We start from the raw sequence: 18,369 nt of genomic DNA, 5'->3' as shown, positions 1-18,369 counted from the left end.
ACGTGCCTTGGGTTTAATAGGGTTTGAAATAATCGAACGGTTCCATGCAGTCCAGGCAACGATATAGCGCCTTGCATGCCGTTGAACCAAAATGCGATGTCTCGGTGGTGTTCATGGATTTGCACTGCGGGCACGCCACGCCATCCTGCTTTGGGTGTGTTGAACGGTTTCGAGCAAAGTTGATGACAACCTCAGTCGCGCAGCTTGCCTCAATCGTTGGCACGCTGTGTGGTGGCGCAATCCCATACCGCTGCAATTTTTCTCGTGCCGTCTGTGTCAGCCAATCACTTGACCACACGGGAAATATCTCTGTCATGACGTTTACCGTGCGCTTTGCTTGAGCGAGCGTTTGAACGATATCGTCTTTCATCTGCTCGATCGCGGGACAGCCGCTATACGTGGGCGTAATGATGACTTCAAGCTGCGAGCCGTTGGTTCTAATGGCGCGCAACACACCCATTTCCCTTAACGAAACGACCGGAATTTCAGGGTCAGTGACCGACTCTAGTAATCGCCAAACCTCGCTATGCGGATCATCTCGCGGAATGCTCTCGATGGGCCCAGTCGGCAGACAGAACGTTTGCACGGTCGTCACCAAACGGCCGTGGGATGGGCTCGCGCGAGGCTCTGCATCTCTGCCAACAAAAAGCCAAGATGCTCAGAGTGCGTTCCCTGTTTACCGGCGGTGACAAATCCCGCCGAACTCGGTGGTGCAAGCGTTGCTTGGTCGACTGCGTCGAGAACCACTTGTTCCCAACGCTCTTTCAGTGTCGACACAAGCACCCCCTGACCAGACTCCGCGGCCAAGATCTCCATGGGACTATCTATCCAGAACTCTTGTGTATAGGGCATCAGATAGTCCAACGCGGCTTGTGTCTTTTGATGGGATAGCTCGGTCCCATCACCCAGTCGAATTAACCAGTCGCGTGCATGGCGTAGGTGATATTCAGCTTCTTTAAGCGACTTCGCCGCAATGGCCGAGAGATGTCCATCGGATGACACTTTAAGCGCCTGCCAAACAAGAACCATCAGCGCGCTATAAAAAAAATTACGCACAATCGTCACGGCATAATCTCGATCGCCACGGGCTGTCGGCAGGAGCGCAACACCATGTGGTAACTCGAGCAAAGTGTAATTTCGAAATTCATGAGGATCGCGAAAATACGCCAGTAAATCTTCGCTGGTACGGCCGTCCTTGCGTAACGCCGAGACATGTTGATAGAGCAAACGAGCTTGTCCGATCAAATCAAGACTCTGGTTCGCCATGGCCATATCTTCTTCAAGCGCGGGTCCGTGTCCGCACCACTCTGAATTGCGCTGACTCAAAACGAGTGCGTTATCTGCCAGATGAAGCAAATAATCGGTGTTGACAGCCATCACATATGCCCCACTTCATCGGGAATGTCGTAGAAAGTGGGATGACGATAAATCTTATCGGCAGCAGGATCGAATAGCGAATCCTTATCTTGCGGCGCGCTCGCAGTAATACTTGCAGAGGGCACGACCCAGATGCTGACGCCCTCTTGTCTGCGCGTATATACATCACGAGCCATCATCAGGGCTTGTTCAGCGTCAGCGGCATGAAGACTGCCACAATGCTTATGCTCTAGCCCTTGCTTACTGCGCACGAAGACCTCCCAGAGCGGCCATTCTTTCAAAGCAGGCGTTGTCATGCGGCCTCCCGTTCGTGTTTACGTTGTTGCTTTCTTGCGTGAGCTAAAGCCGCGTCACGAACCCACTCGCCATCGTTGTGGGCTTTGACTCGGGTGGCAAGTCTCTCTTTATTACAGGGGCCGTTGCCGTTGACGGTTGACCAAAACTCATTCCAATCAATTTGGCCGTAATCATGATGCTGGCGTGATTCGTTCCATTTCAACTCGGTATCGGGAAGCGTTACCCCAAGCACCTTCGCTTGAGGCACCGTGGCGTCGATAAACCGCTGGCGTAACTCATCATTAGACAGGCGTTTGATGCCCCAACGCATCGCCTGCTCACTGTGAGCACTGGCGCTATCCGGAGGGCCAAACATCGCCAAACACTTCCACCAAAAGCGATTGACCGCATCTTGAACCATCGCCCGCTGTTCTGCCGTACCTTGCATCATGACGAGCAACGCCTCGTAGCCCTGTCGCTGATGAAAGGACTCTTCTTTACACACCCGAATCATCGCCCGGGCATAGGGACCATAACTACAACGACACAAAGGGATCTGGTTCATGATCGCAGCCCCATCCACCAACCAACCAATGACGCCGACATCGGCCCAGGTGAGCGTTGGGTAATTGAAGATAGAGCTGTATTTGGATTTGCCTGAGTGCAGGCCGTCCAGCATTTGGTCACGACTGGTCCCCAGCGTTTCAGCAGCACTATAGAGATAAAGGCCGTGTCCACACTCGTCTTGCACTTTCGCCAGCAAAATCGCTTTGCGCTTCAGACTGGGGGCGCGACTGATCCAGTTTCCTTCGGGCAACATGCCGACAATTTCGCTATGCGCATGCTGACTAATCTGCCGGACCAGGGTTTTACGATAGGCGTCTGGCATCCAGTCTTGCGGTTCGATCTTGCCATCCGCATCAATGACGTCATCAAAGCGCCTTTGAGCAGTTGCGTTTTCTGCAGAGGGATCAACCGAAACGGTTTTCAAACCCGGAGCATCCGGCACGTTGAATGATTGGGTATACATATAGTGTGACTCCCTCTGAAAACGAGACTTAGCGCAGAACGCAATACTAACTATTGAACCAATGTCCAATCGCCTTGCTTGATTTCAAGCATACGAAAGGATGTCAAATCCAGACCCATATGATCGGTAGGTGACATGGTGACATTGCCACTCGATCCAACATATGCCTTTGTGGCTTCGATCGCATCTCGTACCTTGGCGTGATCAGTCACACCGGCTTGCTTAATCGCCGCTGCGGCAATCATCAAACCATCGTAGGCGTATCCACCAAAGGTTGATACCTCTTGTTTGTAGCGTTCTTTGTAAGCTTTCTCATAGGCAACAACCACGGCTTTTTGAGGATCCGTGTCTGCCAGCTTGTTGGCGATCAATTGAGCGGGCGACGGCAAGCGCACACCTTCAGCAGCGTCACCCGCAATTTTCAAAAATTCATCCGAAGCAACACCGTGTGACTGATAGAGCGGCAGGCTCATCCCAAGCTGTTTGTAATTCTTGGTCACGATGGCTGGGCCTTGTCCCAAGCCAAACACAAATAGGGCTTGCACGCCCTCTGTATTTTTAATTTTGGTCAACTGGGGCGTGATATCTGTATCTTTGGGGCCGTAGGTTTCATTCGCTACCAGGGTAATACCGTATTTCGCGACGACCGCCTCGACTTCCTTTTTGCCGGATTGTCCAAACCCGCTGGTCTCAGACAGCAATGCGACTTTGCTGATGCCTCGCTTTTTCATATCTTCAAACACCTTCTCGGCTGCCATACGATCGGTGTGAGGGGTCTTGAACACCCATTTTTTGACAGGTTCAATCACGACAACCGCGCCTGCCAGAGAAATAAAAGGCGTATTTGATTTTTCAACCAAAGGCACCATCGCCATCGTTGCACCGGTGGTTGTGCCACCGATAATCAAATCAACCTTGTCATCATCAATCAAGCGTTTTGCAAACCCGTTCGCCTTGGTGGCGTCGCTGCCGTCGTCGTAATGCACTAATTGCACGGGACGACCTAATATGCCACCGCTTTTATTCATGCTCTCGACGTACAACTCGAGCGTTTTCAATTCAGGATCACCCAGCGACGCAGCTGGACCACTCACCGAAAGTACTGACCCAATTTTAATCGGGTCGGCCGCGTGCGCCGCGAACGATAGTGCCAATATCGACGTAAGTGCCATCAGACGAATTGCCATTTTTTTCATGTTGTCTCTCCTGGTTATTTTGTGCGATCAAACACGTTCAATGATCAGAGCGATGCCCTGACCAACACCGATACACATCGTGCACAAGGCGTAGCGTCCGCCTCGACGAGCTAACTCATAGCTTGCCGTGGCGACCAATCGTGCGCCACTCATACCCAACGGATGACCCAGTGCGACTGCACCACCATTGGGATTAACGCGCTCGTCATCATCTGCAATCCCCAAATCGCGCAGCACCGCCAACCCTTGCGCGGCAAACGCCTCATTGAGTTCTATGACATCCATCTGTGCCAAGGTCAACCCCGTTTTGGCCAAAATCTTACGCACGGCAGGTGCAGGACCAAACCCCATGATGCGAGGCGCCACCCCCGCTGTCACCATCGCCACCACGCGAGCTTTTGGTTGCAGGGCATACTTCGCAACAGCACCATCAGATGCTAACAACAGCGCGCACGCACCATCGTTCACCCCGGAAGCATTACCAGCCGTGACCGTGAGCTCTGGTCCATTGACGCCTTTCAGTTTCGCGAGCATCTCGATGGTGGTCTCAGGCCGGGGATGCTCGTCGGTATCGACCACGATCGGCTCCCCTTTCTTGCGAGGGATGACGACTGGCACAATTTCATCCTTGAATCTGCCAGCCGCGCTGGCCGCAGCCCAACGTTGTTGAGAACGTAACGCAAAGGCGTCTTGCGCCTCGCGCTCGATGTTGAAATCTGCCGCGACGTTATCTGCGGTCTCGGGCATCGAATGCGTTTCGTACATCTTTTTCATCAGGGGATTAACGAATCGCCAGCCAATGGTGGTGTCGAAGATGTTCGCACTGCGAGAAAAAGCAGTCTCAGCTTTACCCATCACAAAAGGCGCACGCGACATGCTCTCAACCCCACCCGCAATCATCAAATCGGTATCACCTGCTTTAATCGCACGGGCGGCCGATCCAACAGCATCCATACCAGAGCCGCACAATCGATTGAGCGTACCGCCAGCGACTTCAATCGGCAATCCCGCTAATAAGCTGGACATGCGCGCCACGTTTCTGTTGTCCTCACCCGCCTGGTTTGCACAACCGTAGAGCACATCATCCAATTGCGTCCAATCAACACTGGGGTTGCGCTGCATCAACGCCTTTAAAGGGATAGCCCCCAAATCGTCGGTTCGCACACTAGACAATGCGCCGGCGTAGCGGCCAATGGGCGTTCGAACTGCATCACAAATATAGGCTTCCGTCATTTTTTGTCCTTGTCTTATTGTTGATTTAAGTACGATTAAACTTGTTTAGGTCTTTCGTCGATCACACGGCGGGCTTTGCCCGTCAGCGTCCGTGTAATCGTCTCATGATTTAGTACCGACACCTGTGTTGAGATACCTGCGATCGTCTTAATGTGATGCTCGACGTCTTTTTTAATCGTCAGGATTTCAGCGGCTGACAGGGTGTCAGAAAAGTTTCTTTGCAACTCACACAGCACTTCCACCTTGTCCAACAACCCGTCGCGCGTCAGTTTGATCTGGTAGTTACCAGATAAATGCTGATTTCTCAGGATCTGCTCTTCGATCACACTCGGAAAAACATTCACCCCTCTGACAATTAGCATATCGTCGCTACGGCCGGTGATCTTGGCGATCCTTCTAAAGCTGCGCGACGACGGTGCTAACAGGCGGGTTAAGTCTCGCGTCCGATAGCGAATGACCGGCATTGCCTCTTTGGTTAAAGACGTGAAGACGAGCTCTCCCTCTTGACCATCTTCCAGTACTTCGCCAGTATCCGGATTGATAATTTCTGGGTAGAAATGATCCTCCCAGATGACCGGACCGTCTTTGGTTTCAATGCATTCACTGGCCACCCCTGGCCCCATTACCTCGGTCAGACCATAGATATCAACCGCATCGATGCCCAGTTTGCGTTCAATCTCGGTACGCATGCCCTCACCCCAAGGTTCGGCACCAAAAATGCCGACTTTGAGTGAAATGTCTTCGGGGGCAATGCCCTGACGCTCAAACTCCTCTGCGATGACCAGCGAATAAGAGGGCGTCACCATGATAATGTCGGGTTTAAAATCCCGAATCAACTGCACCTGCTTTTCAGTTTGCCCACCAGACATCGGCACCACGGTGCAACCGAGTCGTTCAGCACCATAGTGCGCCCCCAGCCCCCCTGTAAATAAGCCGTAACCGTAAGCCACATGAAGCATGTCGCCAGCGCGCCCTCCAGCGGCACGAATCGATCGAGCCACCAAATCTGCCCATTGATCAATATCGGCGGCGGTGTAACCGACCACGATGGGTTTGCCGGTTGTCCCTGACGAAGCATGCAAACGAACCACCTTCTCTCGCGGCACGGCAAACAACCCAAAAGGATAGTTGTCTCTCAGTTCGGTTTTGGTGGTGAACGGAAATTTCGCCAGGTCCGCCAGAGACTTCATGTCACTGGGATGCACGCCCTTTTGATCAAATGCTTGTCGGTAATGCGGCACGTTCTCATAGACATGTCGAAGGGTCCATTGCAGACGTTGCAGTTGCAACGCTGAAATTTCATCACGACTCGCCTTTTCAATGGCATCCAACTCACCAGAGGTCGAAAACTTAACAGGCATCTTGGTTGTCTCCTTTGTTTTTTTACACTGATTCTTGATGCCGGCCTTCCGGCATGAGATACATCGCAATCGAGGTCACCACGCTAAAAAATACGACGTACCAGGCGGGCGAAGTCGGGTCTCCGGTTATACCAATGAGCCAAGCAACAACAAATTGAGTGGTCCCACCAAAAATCGAGACCGCCAAGGCATACGCAATCGACAACCCGAGTGCCCGAACTGGTCGAGGAATAAGTTCAGGAATGGCGGCGATGGATGCTGCCCCGCTGATACCGGTCAAGGCGGCAAGAAAAGCAGCCACTCCCAAGAGGGACGCAGTGCTTGGATACGCGTTTAAAAACAGAAATGCTGGGTAGGTGAACAACGCAGACAAGAGGCGAGGAATAATCACGACAGGACGGCGTCCAAATACATCGCTTAACCACCCCCCCAAAAGCGCAAACACGAAAATGGAGGCACCGAAGACGGCCGTCGCCGACAAGGACACGGTGGGTGAAAAGTGCAGCGTCGTGATGGCATACGTCGTCATGTAAGTGCCAACATAGGTGGCAACCGTACCACCGGTGAGCATCAATACCGCTAGAACGATGATGCGCGAATAGCCACGCAAACTAACAGGCGTCGGTGCCTCTTTTTGTTCGACTGATACATGCATGGTTTCAGGCATGGATCGACGCATATAAACTGCCACAGGGATCAGCAATAACCCAAAAGCGAAAGGAAGCCGCCAACCCCAGACCCGCAACGCTTCAGGCGCTAACAGACTGGATACAAGCATGCCCAACAATCCTGCAATCAAGGCGGCCAATCCTTGACTCGCCAGTTGCCAACCACCGTATAAGCCACGCTTACCGGCCGGGGCAATTTCAATGAGAAACGCCGTCGACGGGCCCACTTCGCCACCCAGCGCGAAACCTTGCAACACTCTGCAGATAATCACAATAATTGGCGCCGCAATACCAATCGATTGATAAGACGGGGTGACAGCTAACCCTAGTGTACCGATGGTAATTAACATGATCGTAAGCAGCATGGCTGGCTTACGTCCGGCCCGATCGGCGTATGCGCCTATCAACAAACCACCGAGCGGCCGCGCAACAAAACCTACGCCAAATACGGCAAGCGATAACAGCAATGATGCCAAAGGGGTGCTCGCGGGAAAGAATGTCTCTCCGATGTAAACAGCAAAAAATGCATAAACCAGGAAATCGTAAAACTCTAAGGCATTGCCAGAGACCGTCGCCGCGATGAGTTTCGCCGAACTAGCCGTCGATCTGCCGCGCGTCGTGGGATGTTGGTCAAACATCTGGGTACTTGGTTGCATGACGACTACCCCTCCCTTTTTTTTATCGATATATCTTTAGTTTTTATCAACAGTCTTCAGCAGCGTTTGATCAAGCACTTCACCCGAAATGCGATGACTTTTACCGCGAAACAAGGCACACGTGTGACCACCTTGAATTCGTACGGTGACGTCATACACACCCGTTCGGCCGGCCAGAGAACGCTCGACAGCCTCTGCCTCAAGGATTTGCCCTTCGAAGGCTGGGGCTAAAAAATCAATATTGCACGCTGACGCAACTGTATTTTGATTATGGCTATTACACGCATAGGCAAAGGCGCTGTCGGCGAGGGTAAAAATATAACCACCGTGGCAGGTTTGGTGACCATTCAACATGAGACGACTCACCGGCATCGTCACCACGGCTTTTCCTGGGGCGATACTCACCAGCGTCATCTTGAGATGTTGCGTCGCCAGATCGCGAGCCCACATGGCTTCTCCAACCTGTGAGGCCAACGCTTGTGGATTGTCAGTGGCAGGTGTCAAGCGCTATTCCCCTTTAAAGATCGGTGCACGTTTTTCGGCGAAAGCCTTGACGCCTTCAAGAAAATCGACACTGCGCCCCAACTCACGCATCAATCCGCCTTCAAACGACAATTGCTGCTCGAGGGTGTGTGTCGATGCGGCTTGCAACGCTTGCCGCGTACGCACCAAAGCCTTGGTGGGGGCCGCAGCCAGTTGCGCTGCCAATGTAGCGACGTGGGTATCAAAGTCGTCATCACCAACGGCGGCCCAGATGAGACCCCACTCAGCGGCCTTCTCAGCAGGCAATTTTTCAGCGAGCATGGCCAAACCCATTGCTCTGGCCATGCCTACGCGTTGCAGCAAAAAGGTAGTGCTACCCGTGTCTGGAACCAGGCCAATCTTCGAAAAGGCTTGCACAAAAGAAGCCGATTTTTTCGCAACAACAAGATCGCAGGCCAACGCAAGACTCGCGCCGGCACCCGCAGCAATGCCATTGACCGCAGCAATCGTCGGCACCCGAAGATTCTGCAACCGCATGACCATGGGCTTGTAGTTTTGCTCTACCAGATCGCCCAGATCAACGGGCGGATGATCCGGACCAAGCTTGATACTGGGATCGGCAAGATCCTGACCTGCACAGAAACCGCGACCAGAGCCGGTGAGTATGAGCACGCGAATCGTGTGGTCGCTTTGCACTCGATCAAGTGCGTCACGTAACTGCGCATGCATCGTTGCATTAAAACTATTCATTTTGTCTGGACGATTCAAGACGATGCGGGCAATGCCGTCGCGTGAGTCAAACAAAATGGTATCGGTCTCTGACATAGAGGGCTCCTAGGGGTGATGGCGCCGCTGCACGACCCGAAACCGATTCGCGACGAATGCCGAGTCAGTATAAGACGCATTCGCAGCGGGGTTTGCACCCGTCCCGTGATAATCAGAATAAGCAGCTGATTGGTTCACCAACACACCACTCGTCAAGTTGATGGATAGCGCAACCTTGGATCGCCACGTCGCCTGCGTCATCGCGTCAATCACGGCTTCATTGACCGAGTAAACCCCTACTGTCAGTGCCCCGTGGGTTGACACCACTCGCTCGGATAGCGCCACAGCTGCCGCAGTATCGGCGACCTTTACCATCAGCGCGATGGGGCCGAAGCGCTCTTGCATGTAGGCGGCTTCATCACTCGCATCGCAACTCAATAAGACAGGCGTGTAGACCTTCGCCTTGGGAAAGCTTGGGTTTTCAAGCGCCTGAGAGGCCAAAATAACTTCACCCAACGCACCACTGTTGGCCTCATCAATGCGACTAACCGTGTCATCTGACTGAATCGCCCCCAGAATCGCGAAGGCAACCTCTGGTTTTGCTAAGACCGCCTGGATAGACGCAGCCAAATCAACCCCGACCTGTTGAAATGTTTTGTGTCCTTCATCTGTCTGAATACCACCAGCCGGCACAAACAAGGCTTGCGAGGTGGTGCACATCTGCCCTGAATAGAGCGCCAAGGTTTGCGCAACGTTCTTCAACATCGTTTGGTAGGCGTCGGTAGAATCAACGACGATGTGGTTCACCCCAGCAAGCTCAGCATAGACTTGCGCTTGTTTACAGTGCTCGATGAGCCATTGACCGAAGACATTCCCCCCCGTGAAGTCAATCGATTTCACGGAGGGATGAGTACACAGGTTCTGGGTAGTCGTACGATTGTCTGTTACACACAAGGTCACCAAATTAGGATCTATGCCGTTTTCGGTCAGCACGTTGCGAATAGTTTTAACGGTCAATGCCGCTGGCAAAATGGCATTGCTGTGCGGCTTCACAACCACCGCGTTACCGGTGGCGAGTGCTGCAAACAAGCCTGGATAAGTATTCCAGGTCGGGAAGGTGCCGCATCCAATCACCACGGCGACCCCACGACCCACGATTTCAAAATACTTCTTCATGACCAATGGCGGGTTCTTGCCCTGAGGCTTCTCCCAATGCGACACCGCCGGCACGAAACTTTGCTCACGGTGGGCATACGCGATCGCCTCCAGGGCACGATCCTGCGCATGAGGGCCACCCGCCTGAAATGACATCATCCAACCTTGTCCCGTGGTCATCATGACGGCATGGGCCAGTTCGAAGCTCTGCTGGTTCAGCCTGTCGACGATTTCGATACATAGACCAGTTCTGGCTTCGTGACCCAAGGCCTGCCACGCAGGCATCGCCAACAAACCTGCTTGAACGAGGGCTTCGTGGTCGCACACCGGGTAGGACACCTTCAACTCGACCCCGTAGGGGGATTGTTCTGCACCAGACCAATCTGTCTGCCCAGGCTGATTCAGTTCAAAACGTTGTCCGAGTTGCGCCTCGAACGCGGCTTTGCCTGACTCTGCCGCCAACTCGCCATACACTTTAGGGCTTGGCATCTCGGCGTAGGCAGACCAGTATCCACGGGCATGAATGGCCTCAAGCGCTTGGTCGAGCTTGGCGCGGTGTTTTTCAAACAACGTTGAAGACATGATGAAATCCCTGATTCAGTAAACTTGTGAGGTGCAGTTTGTCTGAGTTCACACAAACCGCCATTGATGTGGATTTTGTAATTTTTAGAATACTATCATCATACGATTCAATTATTTTAAATAAATAGATTATTTTGTATCGCTTTTGATTAGGATTTACCCTTACCAGATGATTCGACAGACCGCCTCAGAGCACATCAAACACCGGCTCGACGCTCTGCACCAGTTAAGCCGAATCAATGCAGGCTCATTGATCATTTCCTGTTTTGGGGATGCGGTCCTGCCTCGCGGAGGCCGTATCTGGCTAGGCAGCCTGATACGCCTGCTTGAACCTTTAGGGGTCAGCGACCGTCTCGTTCGCACCACGATTTTCCGGCTCGTCAAAGACGAATGGTTAAGCGCTGAAACAGTTGGACGCAAAGCCGATTACTCGTTGACCCTTGCTGGGCAGAAAAGAGTCGAAGAAACATCCCGTCATATTTACTCGAGCAATACGCCCGTTTGGGATAGGCGCTGGCGGCTGATATTGGTTGTCAACGATCTGGGCAGCAAACCGCGAGATCAATTAAGGAGAGCGCTGTTTTGGCAAGGCTTTGGGATGACTGGCCCAGACTGTTTTATTCACCCCAGCGCGGATTTAACGAGCGCCTTCGATGCCATTCGGACGGATGGAATGGGCGATCTATTGAAACACCTCATGCCCATGATTGCGGCTGACGCCGGATCCGAAGATTCGGCAAGCGACGAAGATTTAATTAAAAGCGCCTGGAATCTAGATCAACTGAGTGATGCGTATCGAGCGTTCTGCGAGCAATATCGCCCCATGCTGGATGCGCTAAGACACCCGAACAATAACGACATGAGCGATGAGCACGCATTTCTGGCGAGACTGCTGCTGATACACGACTATCGTCGCTTATTGCTCAGGGATCCAGAACTACCCGATGTTTTACTACCGCAGCAGTGGTCAGGGCAACAGGCTAGACATATCTGCAGAGAGATTTATCTGCGTCTGCTCACGGCATCCGAACGTCATCTTGAGCAGCATCTCAAGCTGGCTAATGGCACCACACCCAAGCCCCAACCGATGCTTGCCCAGCGGTTTCAAAACGACGATCCCTTAACCGGCAACTAGTCTTTCCCGAGGGTTATCCCGTGTTTTGATGATTTTTAATGATACATAATATTATTTTTATAATTTTTTATGTATCATTAAAAAGTCACGGGTCGTTTGTCAATTTTTCACCGCGAACAAGCAATGACTGATTAAATGATAACGCCTCCCACTTAACCATCAAGCCTCAACAAAGGGCTGAATATGCTGACTCTGTCCAGCGACAAACTTTCGACTGCATCTGCGCTGAGTGGTCTGTGGTGATCGCTCAGTTTCTGCAGTTTCTCTTCTCGGGTCTCACGGTCGGTGCGACTTATGCGTTGGCAGCGGTTGGCTTTTCACTCATTTATAACGCCAGCAACGTCATCAATTTTGCCCAGGGCGAATTCATCATGCTCGGTGGCATGTTGGCAGTTTATTTCACCCACGCTGGCCTCCCCTTGCCCCTCGCTTTGCTACTGGCCACGCTAATCCCCGCAGTGATCGGATTGTTGCTTGAAAAAATTGCCATCGAACCTGTCAAAAACGCTGACACAATTACCTTGATCATCATCACGATCGGCGCGGCACTCGTTATTCGAGGCATCATCCAACGCTGGTTAGGCAAGGGGGTGTTCGCCCTGAAGCCACTCTCGGGAGACAAACCCATTGAACTATTCGGGGCGGTGCTCATGCCGCAGAGCCTTTGGGTGTTTGGCATCACAGCCCTGGTGGTTGCTCTGCTCTGGTATTTTTTTAACCGCACTCGTGAAGGCAAAGCCATGCTCGCCACGTCTTTTAACCGTGTTGCCGCGCAGTTGGTCGGGATCAATACCAATCGCGTCCTTCTCCTGAGTTTTGCCATGTCAGCGGGCTTAGGCGCGATTGGCGGCATCCTCATCACCCCGATTACCCTGACCTCTTATGACGTCGGTATCATGTTCGGCCTCAAAGGTTTTGTTGCTGCTGTCGTCGGCGGGCTTGGCAGTGGTGTGGGTGCCGTGGTGGGCGGTTTGCTGGTCGGCATATTGGAAGCGCTGGGCGCTGGCTACCTCTCATCGGCCTACAAAGATGCCATCCCGTTTGTGCTCATTTTGCTCGTACTTTTCTTCCTGCCCAGAGGGCTATTTGGCGGCAAATCGACAGATCGAGTCTAACCATGACAAAACCATCACACACCGGTCTCATGATTGTCATGCTGATTTTGGTCAGTCTGCCACTGATCCTGCCCAATAACTTTTATTTTGATCTGGCGATCAGGATTTTTATCAATGCCGTCGTGGCGCTGGGATTGAATCTGCTCATCGGTTTTGCTGGGCAAATTAGTCTCGGGCATGCAGGTTTCATCGGAATGGGCGCCTATGCGAGCGCTATTCTCCCTACGCATTTTGGCTGGCATCCGCTGGCCGCGCTCGTATGTGCGGCGATCGTGACGGCTGGGCTTGCCGCGTTCATGGGTAAAATGATTTTCAAGCTAAAGGGGCATTATCTGGCGATGGCCACCTTGGGCTTAGGCATCATCATTAATATCATCACGCGTAATGAGTCGGGCTACACCGGTGGCCCTGATGGCATGCCAGTGCCGAACTTATCCGTGGCGGGATTCGAACTCTCGAGCGAAAAGCAATGGTATTGGCTGTTTGCTTTCCTTCTATCGTTTAGCCTGTGGGCCTCATTGAATCTGATTAACTCCCCTTTTGGCAGAGCATTGCGCGCCTTGCATGGATCAGAGGTGGCAGCTCAAGTCGCAGGCGTGAATGTTGTTCGTTACAAAGTATCCATTTTTGCTATCTCGGCTGGTTTTGCTAGCATCATGGGTAGCCTGACCGCTCAATACGTGGGCTTTGTTACCCCAAACATCGCAGATTTCTTTCACTCGATTGAGCTAGTGACGATGGTGGTCATGGGCGGCATGGCCTCGGTCTATGGCTCGCTGGTGGGTGCGATTTTTCTCACCGCATTGCCACAAGCCCTTTCAACCTTCGAAGGATGGGAGACCATTGTCTTTGGCTGTGTCTTGATGGGCTTCATGATTTTTATGCCTCGAGGTCTGGTCCCGACACTCAGCGCCAAATTTGCGAGAGGTCATTAATCGTGGATCTTCTCGCCGTACACGATCTATCTGTGCAATTTGGTGGCGTCAAAGCCTTGCAGCATGTCAGCTTTAGCGTGAAGGCAGGCAGCATTTATGCCGTCATCGGCCCCAATGGTGCGGGTAAGACCACCCTCTTTAACCTGATCACGGGTGTCTATCAACCCACGAGCGGCAGCATTCTGCTCGACGGCGAACCCATCGCAGGTAAAGCCCCAGACGAATTTGCGCGACGTGGCGTCGCACGCACCTTTCAAAACTTGCAAATCTGCATGAACATGTCAGCGCTCGAAAACGTGATGGTGGGCGCACATCTCAGGTTGGATCGTAACCCTCTGAAAGCGGCGCTGCGACTGCCGTCAATTGTCAGAGGCGATGCCGATCTAAAAATCGAATCGACTGAGTTGATGCGTTTTGTCGGGCTGAGTGACTATGTTGGTTCGACGGCCAGTAGCATGCCCTACGGCGCCCTCAAACGCTTGGAAATCGCACGGGCATTGGCCCTAAAGCCACGCATTCTCTTCCTGGATGAGCCTGCTGCTGGCCTGAATCCGAAAGAGACCCTTGAAATCATGGCTCTTATACGCACCATTGCACAAGCGGGAATCACCGTCGTGCTGGTCGAGCATGACATGAAAATGGTGATGACGCTATCCGATCGTATCCTTGTCTTGAACGATGGACAGCGTTTGGCCGAAGGCAATGCAGCTGACATCAGTCATCACCCGGATGTCATCGCCGCTTACCTTGGTGCTCAACCCTAGCCGAACGCGAAACTCATCATGCAAACCTTGATCAACGGACTTCCCGCCAACGCCCCTGTGCTCCGTGTCACAGGGTTGGAAAGTAGCTATGGCCGTATCAAAGCGCTAAAAGGCATCGAGCTCGAAGTCAATCAAGGTGAAACTGTTGCGTTGATCGGCGCGAATGGGGCGGGCAAAACCACTTTGCTTCGAGCGTTGTCTGGCGTACAACCGATTTCTGCAGGAAGCATCCTCTTTGAGGGACAAAACATCGTTCACGTCAGGTCAGACAAACGAATGCGCTTGGGGATCTGTCAGAGCCCTGAGGGCAGACAAGTATTCGGACCGCTTTCAGTTGAGGACAATTTAAAACTCGGGGCATACACGCAACCCATCCATCAACTGACAGAAGATCTCGCGAAAATTTATCAGATGTTTCCGGTGCTCAAAGAGAAGCGCAAATTGGCTGCGGGTACGTTGTCTGGCGGTCAGCAGCAGATGCTGGCGATTGGTCGCGCACTGATGGGCAGGCCTAAATTATTACTTTTGGATGAGCCATCAATGGGCCTAGCCCCTCTGCTTGTCCAAGAAGTCTTTGCTGTCATCCAATCCCTCAAAGCGCAAGGCATGACCATTCTGCTGGTCGAGCAAAACGCAGTTGCTGCCCTTGCCATTGCGGATCGAGGCTATGTCCTTGAGACGGGTCGCGTCACCATCACAGGATCGGGTCAGGATTTGATACACAATGCGCAGGTGAGATCCGCCTATTTGGGGATTTGATCCGGAAACAGGGCTGATCTGTTGGCGTTCGGTATTAGAGATTCGGTATTAGGAATTAGCTCACTAACGTATCTGGAAGATTGATGAAGTGTTCACGGTAATACTTGAGTTCATCGATCGACTCATGGATATCAGCCAGCGCTTCGTGTTTGCTGTGTTTCTCGAAACCTTTGAGCAGCTCTGGTCGCCAGCGTCGCGCCAGTTCTTTCATGGTGCTGACATCGATCGTCCGGTAATGAAAAAACTGCTCAAGCTTAGGCATGTACTTGTACATGAAGCGCCTGTCCTGGCTCACCGTATTACCGCACAAAGGTGATTTACCCGCAGGAACGTGTTGCTTCAGAAACGAGATCAGTTCGTCTTCGGCCTGACTCTCGGTCATCGTTGACGCCTTAACTTTGTCGATGAGGCCGCTCTTGCCGTGGGTGCCTTTGTTCCATTTATCCATCGCATTTAAAATATCATCATGCTGATGAATGACAAGCACTGGCCCTTCTGCCACGATGGTCAGATCAGGCTCGGTAACGACGACTGCCACCTCAATGATGCGTTCGATCTCAGGATTCAATCCCGTCATCTCCATATCTAGCCAAACGAGACGAAATTCGTTTGGGATAGGCGTTGGGGCTTGATTCTTTGCTGACTTGCTCGACATATAATGGACTCACGATTCAAAGCGAGATTTTCTCACACGTTGCTGTCAGCTTAACCGGTCTTTATGCTCACCCTCCTTTTCGTTGCTTTCCTTATCATCGACGTCTGCGTCCGCTTCTGGCTGTCTAGTCGTCAGATTCGTCACGTTACGCGACACCGTGCAACGGTGCCGGCAGAATTCAGCGAAAAAATATCTCTCACTAGCCATCAACGGGCTGCCGATTACACCGTGGCGAGAGCACGAGTGGGGATGTTCGAACGGTTGGTCGATGCTGCCGTGCTGGTTTGCCTAACGTTGTTAGGTGGTCTGCAACTGATCGACACGTGGGTGTCGAGCGTCACGACTCAGGATTTACCTCGACAGATACTGTTGATGGTGACTTTATCGGTCGTCGTCTCGATGGTCGGCTTACCGTTCAGTTTATACAGGCAGTTTCACCTTGAAGAGAAATTCGGCTTTAACCGGATGACTTTACGTCTATTCGTGATGGACATGATCAAAGGCACGCTCGTTGGTGCCGTGTTGGGCCTGCCGCTGATCGCCGCCGTGCTGTGGTTGATGGCACAAGCGGGCAGTTTCTGGTGGGTTTGGGCCTGGGCCCTTTGGGCCGCCTTCAATCTGTTGGCGCTACTGATCTTCCCAACCTGGATTGCACCACTTTTCAACAAATTCAGTCCGCTTGCTGACGAATCTCTCGAAACGCGTATTCGAGCCTTAGCCGAACGCGCTGGGTTTGGTTTGAGTGGCTTATTCGTCATGGACGGATCAAAACGCTCTGCGCATGGCAATGCCTACTTTACCGGTTTCGGCCGATCTCGTCGGATTGTCTTTTTCGATACCTTACTGGCCAAGCTCAGCGCCTCAGAAATCATTGCTGTCCTGGCACATGAACTCGGTCATTTCAAATATCGGCACGTCACCAAGCGCTTGATTAAAGGTTTTGCTGGCGCCTTGGCATTCTTCGCGCTGCTGGGTTGGTTAGCGCAGCAGCCTTGGTTTTACACCGATCTTGGCGTTTTACCTCGGTTGAGCGGCCGCAACGACGCCATGGCGCTGATTCTATTCTTTTTAGTCATGCCCGTCTTTACGTTTGCGCTAACCCCACTGTTTAGCTGGTTTTCACGCAAAGACGAATTTGAAGCGGATCGTTTCGCTACCCAACAAAGCGATGCTCAGGATTTGGTATCAGCGCTAGTCAAACTCTATGATGACAATGCGTCAACGCTCACGCCCGATCCCATCCATTCGGCGTTCTACGATAGTCATCCGCCCGCCTCAGTTCGTATTCGTCACCTCCTAACCGCCTGATGACAGAGCAAAACCACGGTCGAGTCATCGCTGCCCACGGGCGGCATTACTCGGTGGAGTTGCCGAACGGCCAACTGATTAAGTGCTTTCCCCGTGGTAAGCGAAACAGTGCTGCCGTGGGTGATTATGTCAATCTGACCATGCAAGGGGCTGACGAGGCAGCGCTTGAATCCATCCGAGACCGAAAAAACTTGCTTTACCGATCTGATGAGTCGCGCAGCAAACAATTTGCTGCAAATGTCGACCAATTGCTGATTGTGGTGGCAGTCAAACCAACGTTTTCTGACGATCTGTTAGGTCGAGCCCTGGCAGGTGCTTGGTCTGCTGACATTACTCCGATTATTTTGTTGAATAAAGTGGATTTAACCGACGGTTTGCAGGCGGCGCTCGAGAAGTTGCAGCCGTTTACTCAATTGGGGGTTCAGATCATTGAGGTGTGTGCTCATCAGCGCCAAAGCGTCAATGAAAAGATATTGCCTCTGCTGAAAGATAAAACCTCCATCCTGATCGGTCAAAGTGCCATGGGCAAATCGACCTTGCTCAATACACTGGTGCCTGATGCACTGGCTGCCACACAAACTCACTCTATTGCGCTCGATGCGGGCAAACACACGACAACGAGTACCCGTCTGTACCATCTACCTGAGGATGGAGGGGATTTAATCGACTCACCTGGATTTCAAGCGTTTGGGCTCTTGCACCTCGACCGCGAGGATATTGAGCGAGGTTTTCCTGAGTTCGCAAAACACGTTAGTGCCTGTCGTTTTTATAACTGCACGCATCAGCATGAACCTGGTTGCGGGGTTCTGGCTGCACTGGCGAGTGGTGAGATTCACCCGGCACGTCATGCGCTTTACGTCAGGTTAACCGACGCTAAGTCAGCCAATGATCATCGCTATTAAGCGTCAGTCACCCC

19 protein-coding genes are annotated in these 18,369 nt (G+C 52.4%); 7 read left to right on the top strand and 12 right to left on the bottom strand.

Features of this window, described 5'->3' with window-relative positions; all coding sequences use genetic code 11:
• Positions 1-13 precede the first annotated feature (13 nt).
• From paaD to paaN, 11 genes are read right to left on the bottom strand one after another with little or no spacing between them, the layout of a single operon-like run.
• Positions 14-586: a 1,2-phenylacetyl-CoA epoxidase subunit PaaD gene (gene paaD / locus AC1W8Y_RS03990; protein ID WP_482013175.1), complete on the bottom strand. Its 573-nt coding sequence runs from the start codon at positions 584-586 to the stop codon at positions 14-16.
• A gap of 5 nt (positions 587-591) precedes the next feature.
• The gene (gene paaC / locus AC1W8Y_RS03985; protein WP_482013174.1) at positions 592-1,377 is read right to left on the bottom strand and encodes a 1,2-phenylacetyl-CoA epoxidase subunit PaaC; all 786 of its coding nucleotides are present in this window, start codon (positions 1,375-1,377) and stop codon (positions 592-594) included.
• Entirely contained in the window at positions 1,377-1,673 is a 297-nt protein-coding gene (gene paaB, locus AC1W8Y_RS03980; protein WP_482013173.1) for a 1,2-phenylacetyl-CoA epoxidase subunit PaaB, read from the bottom strand. The genes paaC and paaB overlap by 1 nt, the downstream gene beginning before the upstream one ends.
• Complete coding sequence (gene paaA / locus AC1W8Y_RS03975; RefSeq protein ID WP_482013172.1) at positions 1,670-2,683, bottom strand: 1,2-phenylacetyl-CoA epoxidase subunit PaaA; 1,014 nt, start codon at positions 2,681-2,683, stop codon at positions 1,670-1,672. The genes paaB and paaA overlap by 4 nt, the downstream gene beginning before the upstream one ends.
• A gap of 50 nt (positions 2,684-2,733) precedes the next feature.
• A complete protein-coding gene (locus AC1W8Y_RS03970) occupies positions 2,734-3,879 on the bottom strand; it encodes an ABC transporter substrate-binding protein (protein WP_482013171.1) in 1,146 nt (381 codons plus the stop codon).
• A 27-nt stretch (positions 3,880-3,906) separates the two neighbouring features.
• Positions 3,907-5,112, bottom strand: coding sequence for a 3-oxoadipyl-CoA thiolase (gene pcaF / locus AC1W8Y_RS03965; protein WP_482013170.1), 1,206 nt, complete (start codon positions 5,110-5,112; stop codon positions 3,907-3,909).
• 35 nt (positions 5,113-5,147) lie between these two features.
• Complete coding sequence (paaK, locus tag AC1W8Y_RS03960; RefSeq protein ID WP_482013169.1) at positions 5,148-6,473, bottom strand: phenylacetate--CoA ligase PaaK; 1,326 nt, start codon at positions 6,471-6,473, stop codon at positions 5,148-5,150.
• 22 nt (positions 6,474-6,495) lie between these two features.
• Positions 6,496-7,797 (bottom strand): MFS transporter, encoded by a 1,302-nt coding sequence (locus AC1W8Y_RS03955; protein ID WP_482013168.1) that lies wholly within the window; start codon positions 7,795-7,797, stop codon positions 6,496-6,498.
• Between the two features lie 36 nt (positions 7,798-7,833).
• Positions 7,834-8,247 (bottom strand): hydroxyphenylacetyl-CoA thioesterase PaaI, encoded by a 414-nt coding sequence (paaI, locus tag AC1W8Y_RS03950; protein ID WP_482013331.1) that lies wholly within the window; start codon positions 8,245-8,247, stop codon positions 7,834-7,836.
• Between the two features lie 57 nt (positions 8,248-8,304).
• Positions 8,305-9,105 (bottom strand): 2-(1,2-epoxy-1,2-dihydrophenyl)acetyl-CoA isomerase PaaG, encoded by an 801-nt coding sequence (gene paaG / locus AC1W8Y_RS03945; RefSeq protein ID WP_482013167.1) that lies wholly within the window; start codon positions 9,103-9,105, stop codon positions 8,305-8,307.
• A gap of 9 nt (positions 9,106-9,114) precedes the next feature.
• Positions 9,115-10,782 carry a phenylacetic acid degradation protein PaaN gene (gene paaN / locus AC1W8Y_RS03940; protein WP_482013166.1) on the bottom strand — a complete coding sequence of 556 codons (1,668 nt, stop codon included), beginning with the start codon at positions 10,780-10,782 and terminating at the stop codon, positions 9,115-9,117.
• Positions 10,783-10,951: 169 nt separating this feature from the next.
• Between paaN and paaX the strand changes: the two genes are divergently transcribed.
• From paaX to AC1W8Y_RS03915, 5 genes are all read left to right on the top strand, one after another.
• Positions 10,952-11,917 carry a phenylacetic acid degradation operon negative regulatory protein PaaX gene (gene paaX, locus AC1W8Y_RS03935; RefSeq protein WP_482013165.1) on the top strand — a complete coding sequence of 322 codons (966 nt, stop codon included), beginning with the start codon at positions 10,952-10,954 and terminating at the stop codon, positions 11,915-11,917.
• A 242-nt stretch (positions 11,918-12,159) separates the two neighbouring features.
• Complete coding sequence (locus AC1W8Y_RS03930; protein ID WP_482013330.1) at positions 12,160-13,032, top strand: branched-chain amino acid ABC transporter permease; 873 nt, start codon at positions 12,160-12,162, stop codon at positions 13,030-13,032.
• Between the two features lie 2 nt (positions 13,033-13,034).
• On the top strand, positions 13,035-13,967 hold the full coding sequence (locus AC1W8Y_RS03925; RefSeq protein ID WP_482013164.1) for a branched-chain amino acid ABC transporter permease: 933 nt from the start codon (positions 13,035-13,037) through the stop codon (positions 13,965-13,967).
• Positions 13,968-13,969: 2 nt separating this feature from the next.
• The gene (locus tag AC1W8Y_RS03920) at positions 13,970-14,731 is read left to right on the top strand and encodes an ABC transporter ATP-binding protein (protein WP_482013163.1); all 762 of its coding nucleotides are present in this window, start codon (positions 13,970-13,972) and stop codon (positions 14,729-14,731) included.
• Between the two features lie 57 nt (positions 14,732-14,788).
• Positions 14,789-15,490 carry an ABC transporter ATP-binding protein gene (locus tag AC1W8Y_RS03915; protein WP_482013329.1) on the top strand — a complete coding sequence of 234 codons (702 nt, stop codon included), beginning with the start codon at positions 14,789-14,791 and terminating at the stop codon, positions 15,488-15,490.
• Between the two features lie 55 nt (positions 15,491-15,545).
• Here the strand turns inward: AC1W8Y_RS03915 and orn are convergent, their stop codons facing one another.
• The gene (gene orn, locus AC1W8Y_RS03910) at positions 15,546-16,145 is read right to left on the bottom strand and encodes an oligoribonuclease (RefSeq protein WP_482013162.1); all 600 of its coding nucleotides are present in this window, start codon (positions 16,143-16,145) and stop codon (positions 15,546-15,548) included.
• Positions 16,146-16,208: 63 nt separating this feature from the next.
• On the opposite strand from orn, the gene AC1W8Y_RS03905 reads away from it, so the two are divergent.
• Together AC1W8Y_RS03905 and rsgA are read left to right on the top strand one after the other, a co-directional pair.
• Complete coding sequence (locus tag AC1W8Y_RS03905) at positions 16,209-17,453, top strand: M48 family metallopeptidase (RefSeq protein ID WP_482013161.1); 1,245 nt, start codon at positions 16,209-16,211, stop codon at positions 17,451-17,453.
• Complete coding sequence (rsgA, locus tag AC1W8Y_RS03900; protein WP_482013328.1) at positions 17,450-18,355, top strand: ribosome small subunit-dependent GTPase A; 906 nt, start codon at positions 17,450-17,452, stop codon at positions 18,353-18,355. Before AC1W8Y_RS03905 ends, rsgA begins: the two co-directional genes overlap by 4 nt.
• The last annotated feature ends 14 nt before the right edge of the window (positions 18,356-18,369 follow it).

The organism is Jezberella sp. (assembly GCF_964834465.1).
Note: the sequence above shows the minus strand (reverse complement) of the source record. Positions and strands in the feature narration are given on the sequence as shown.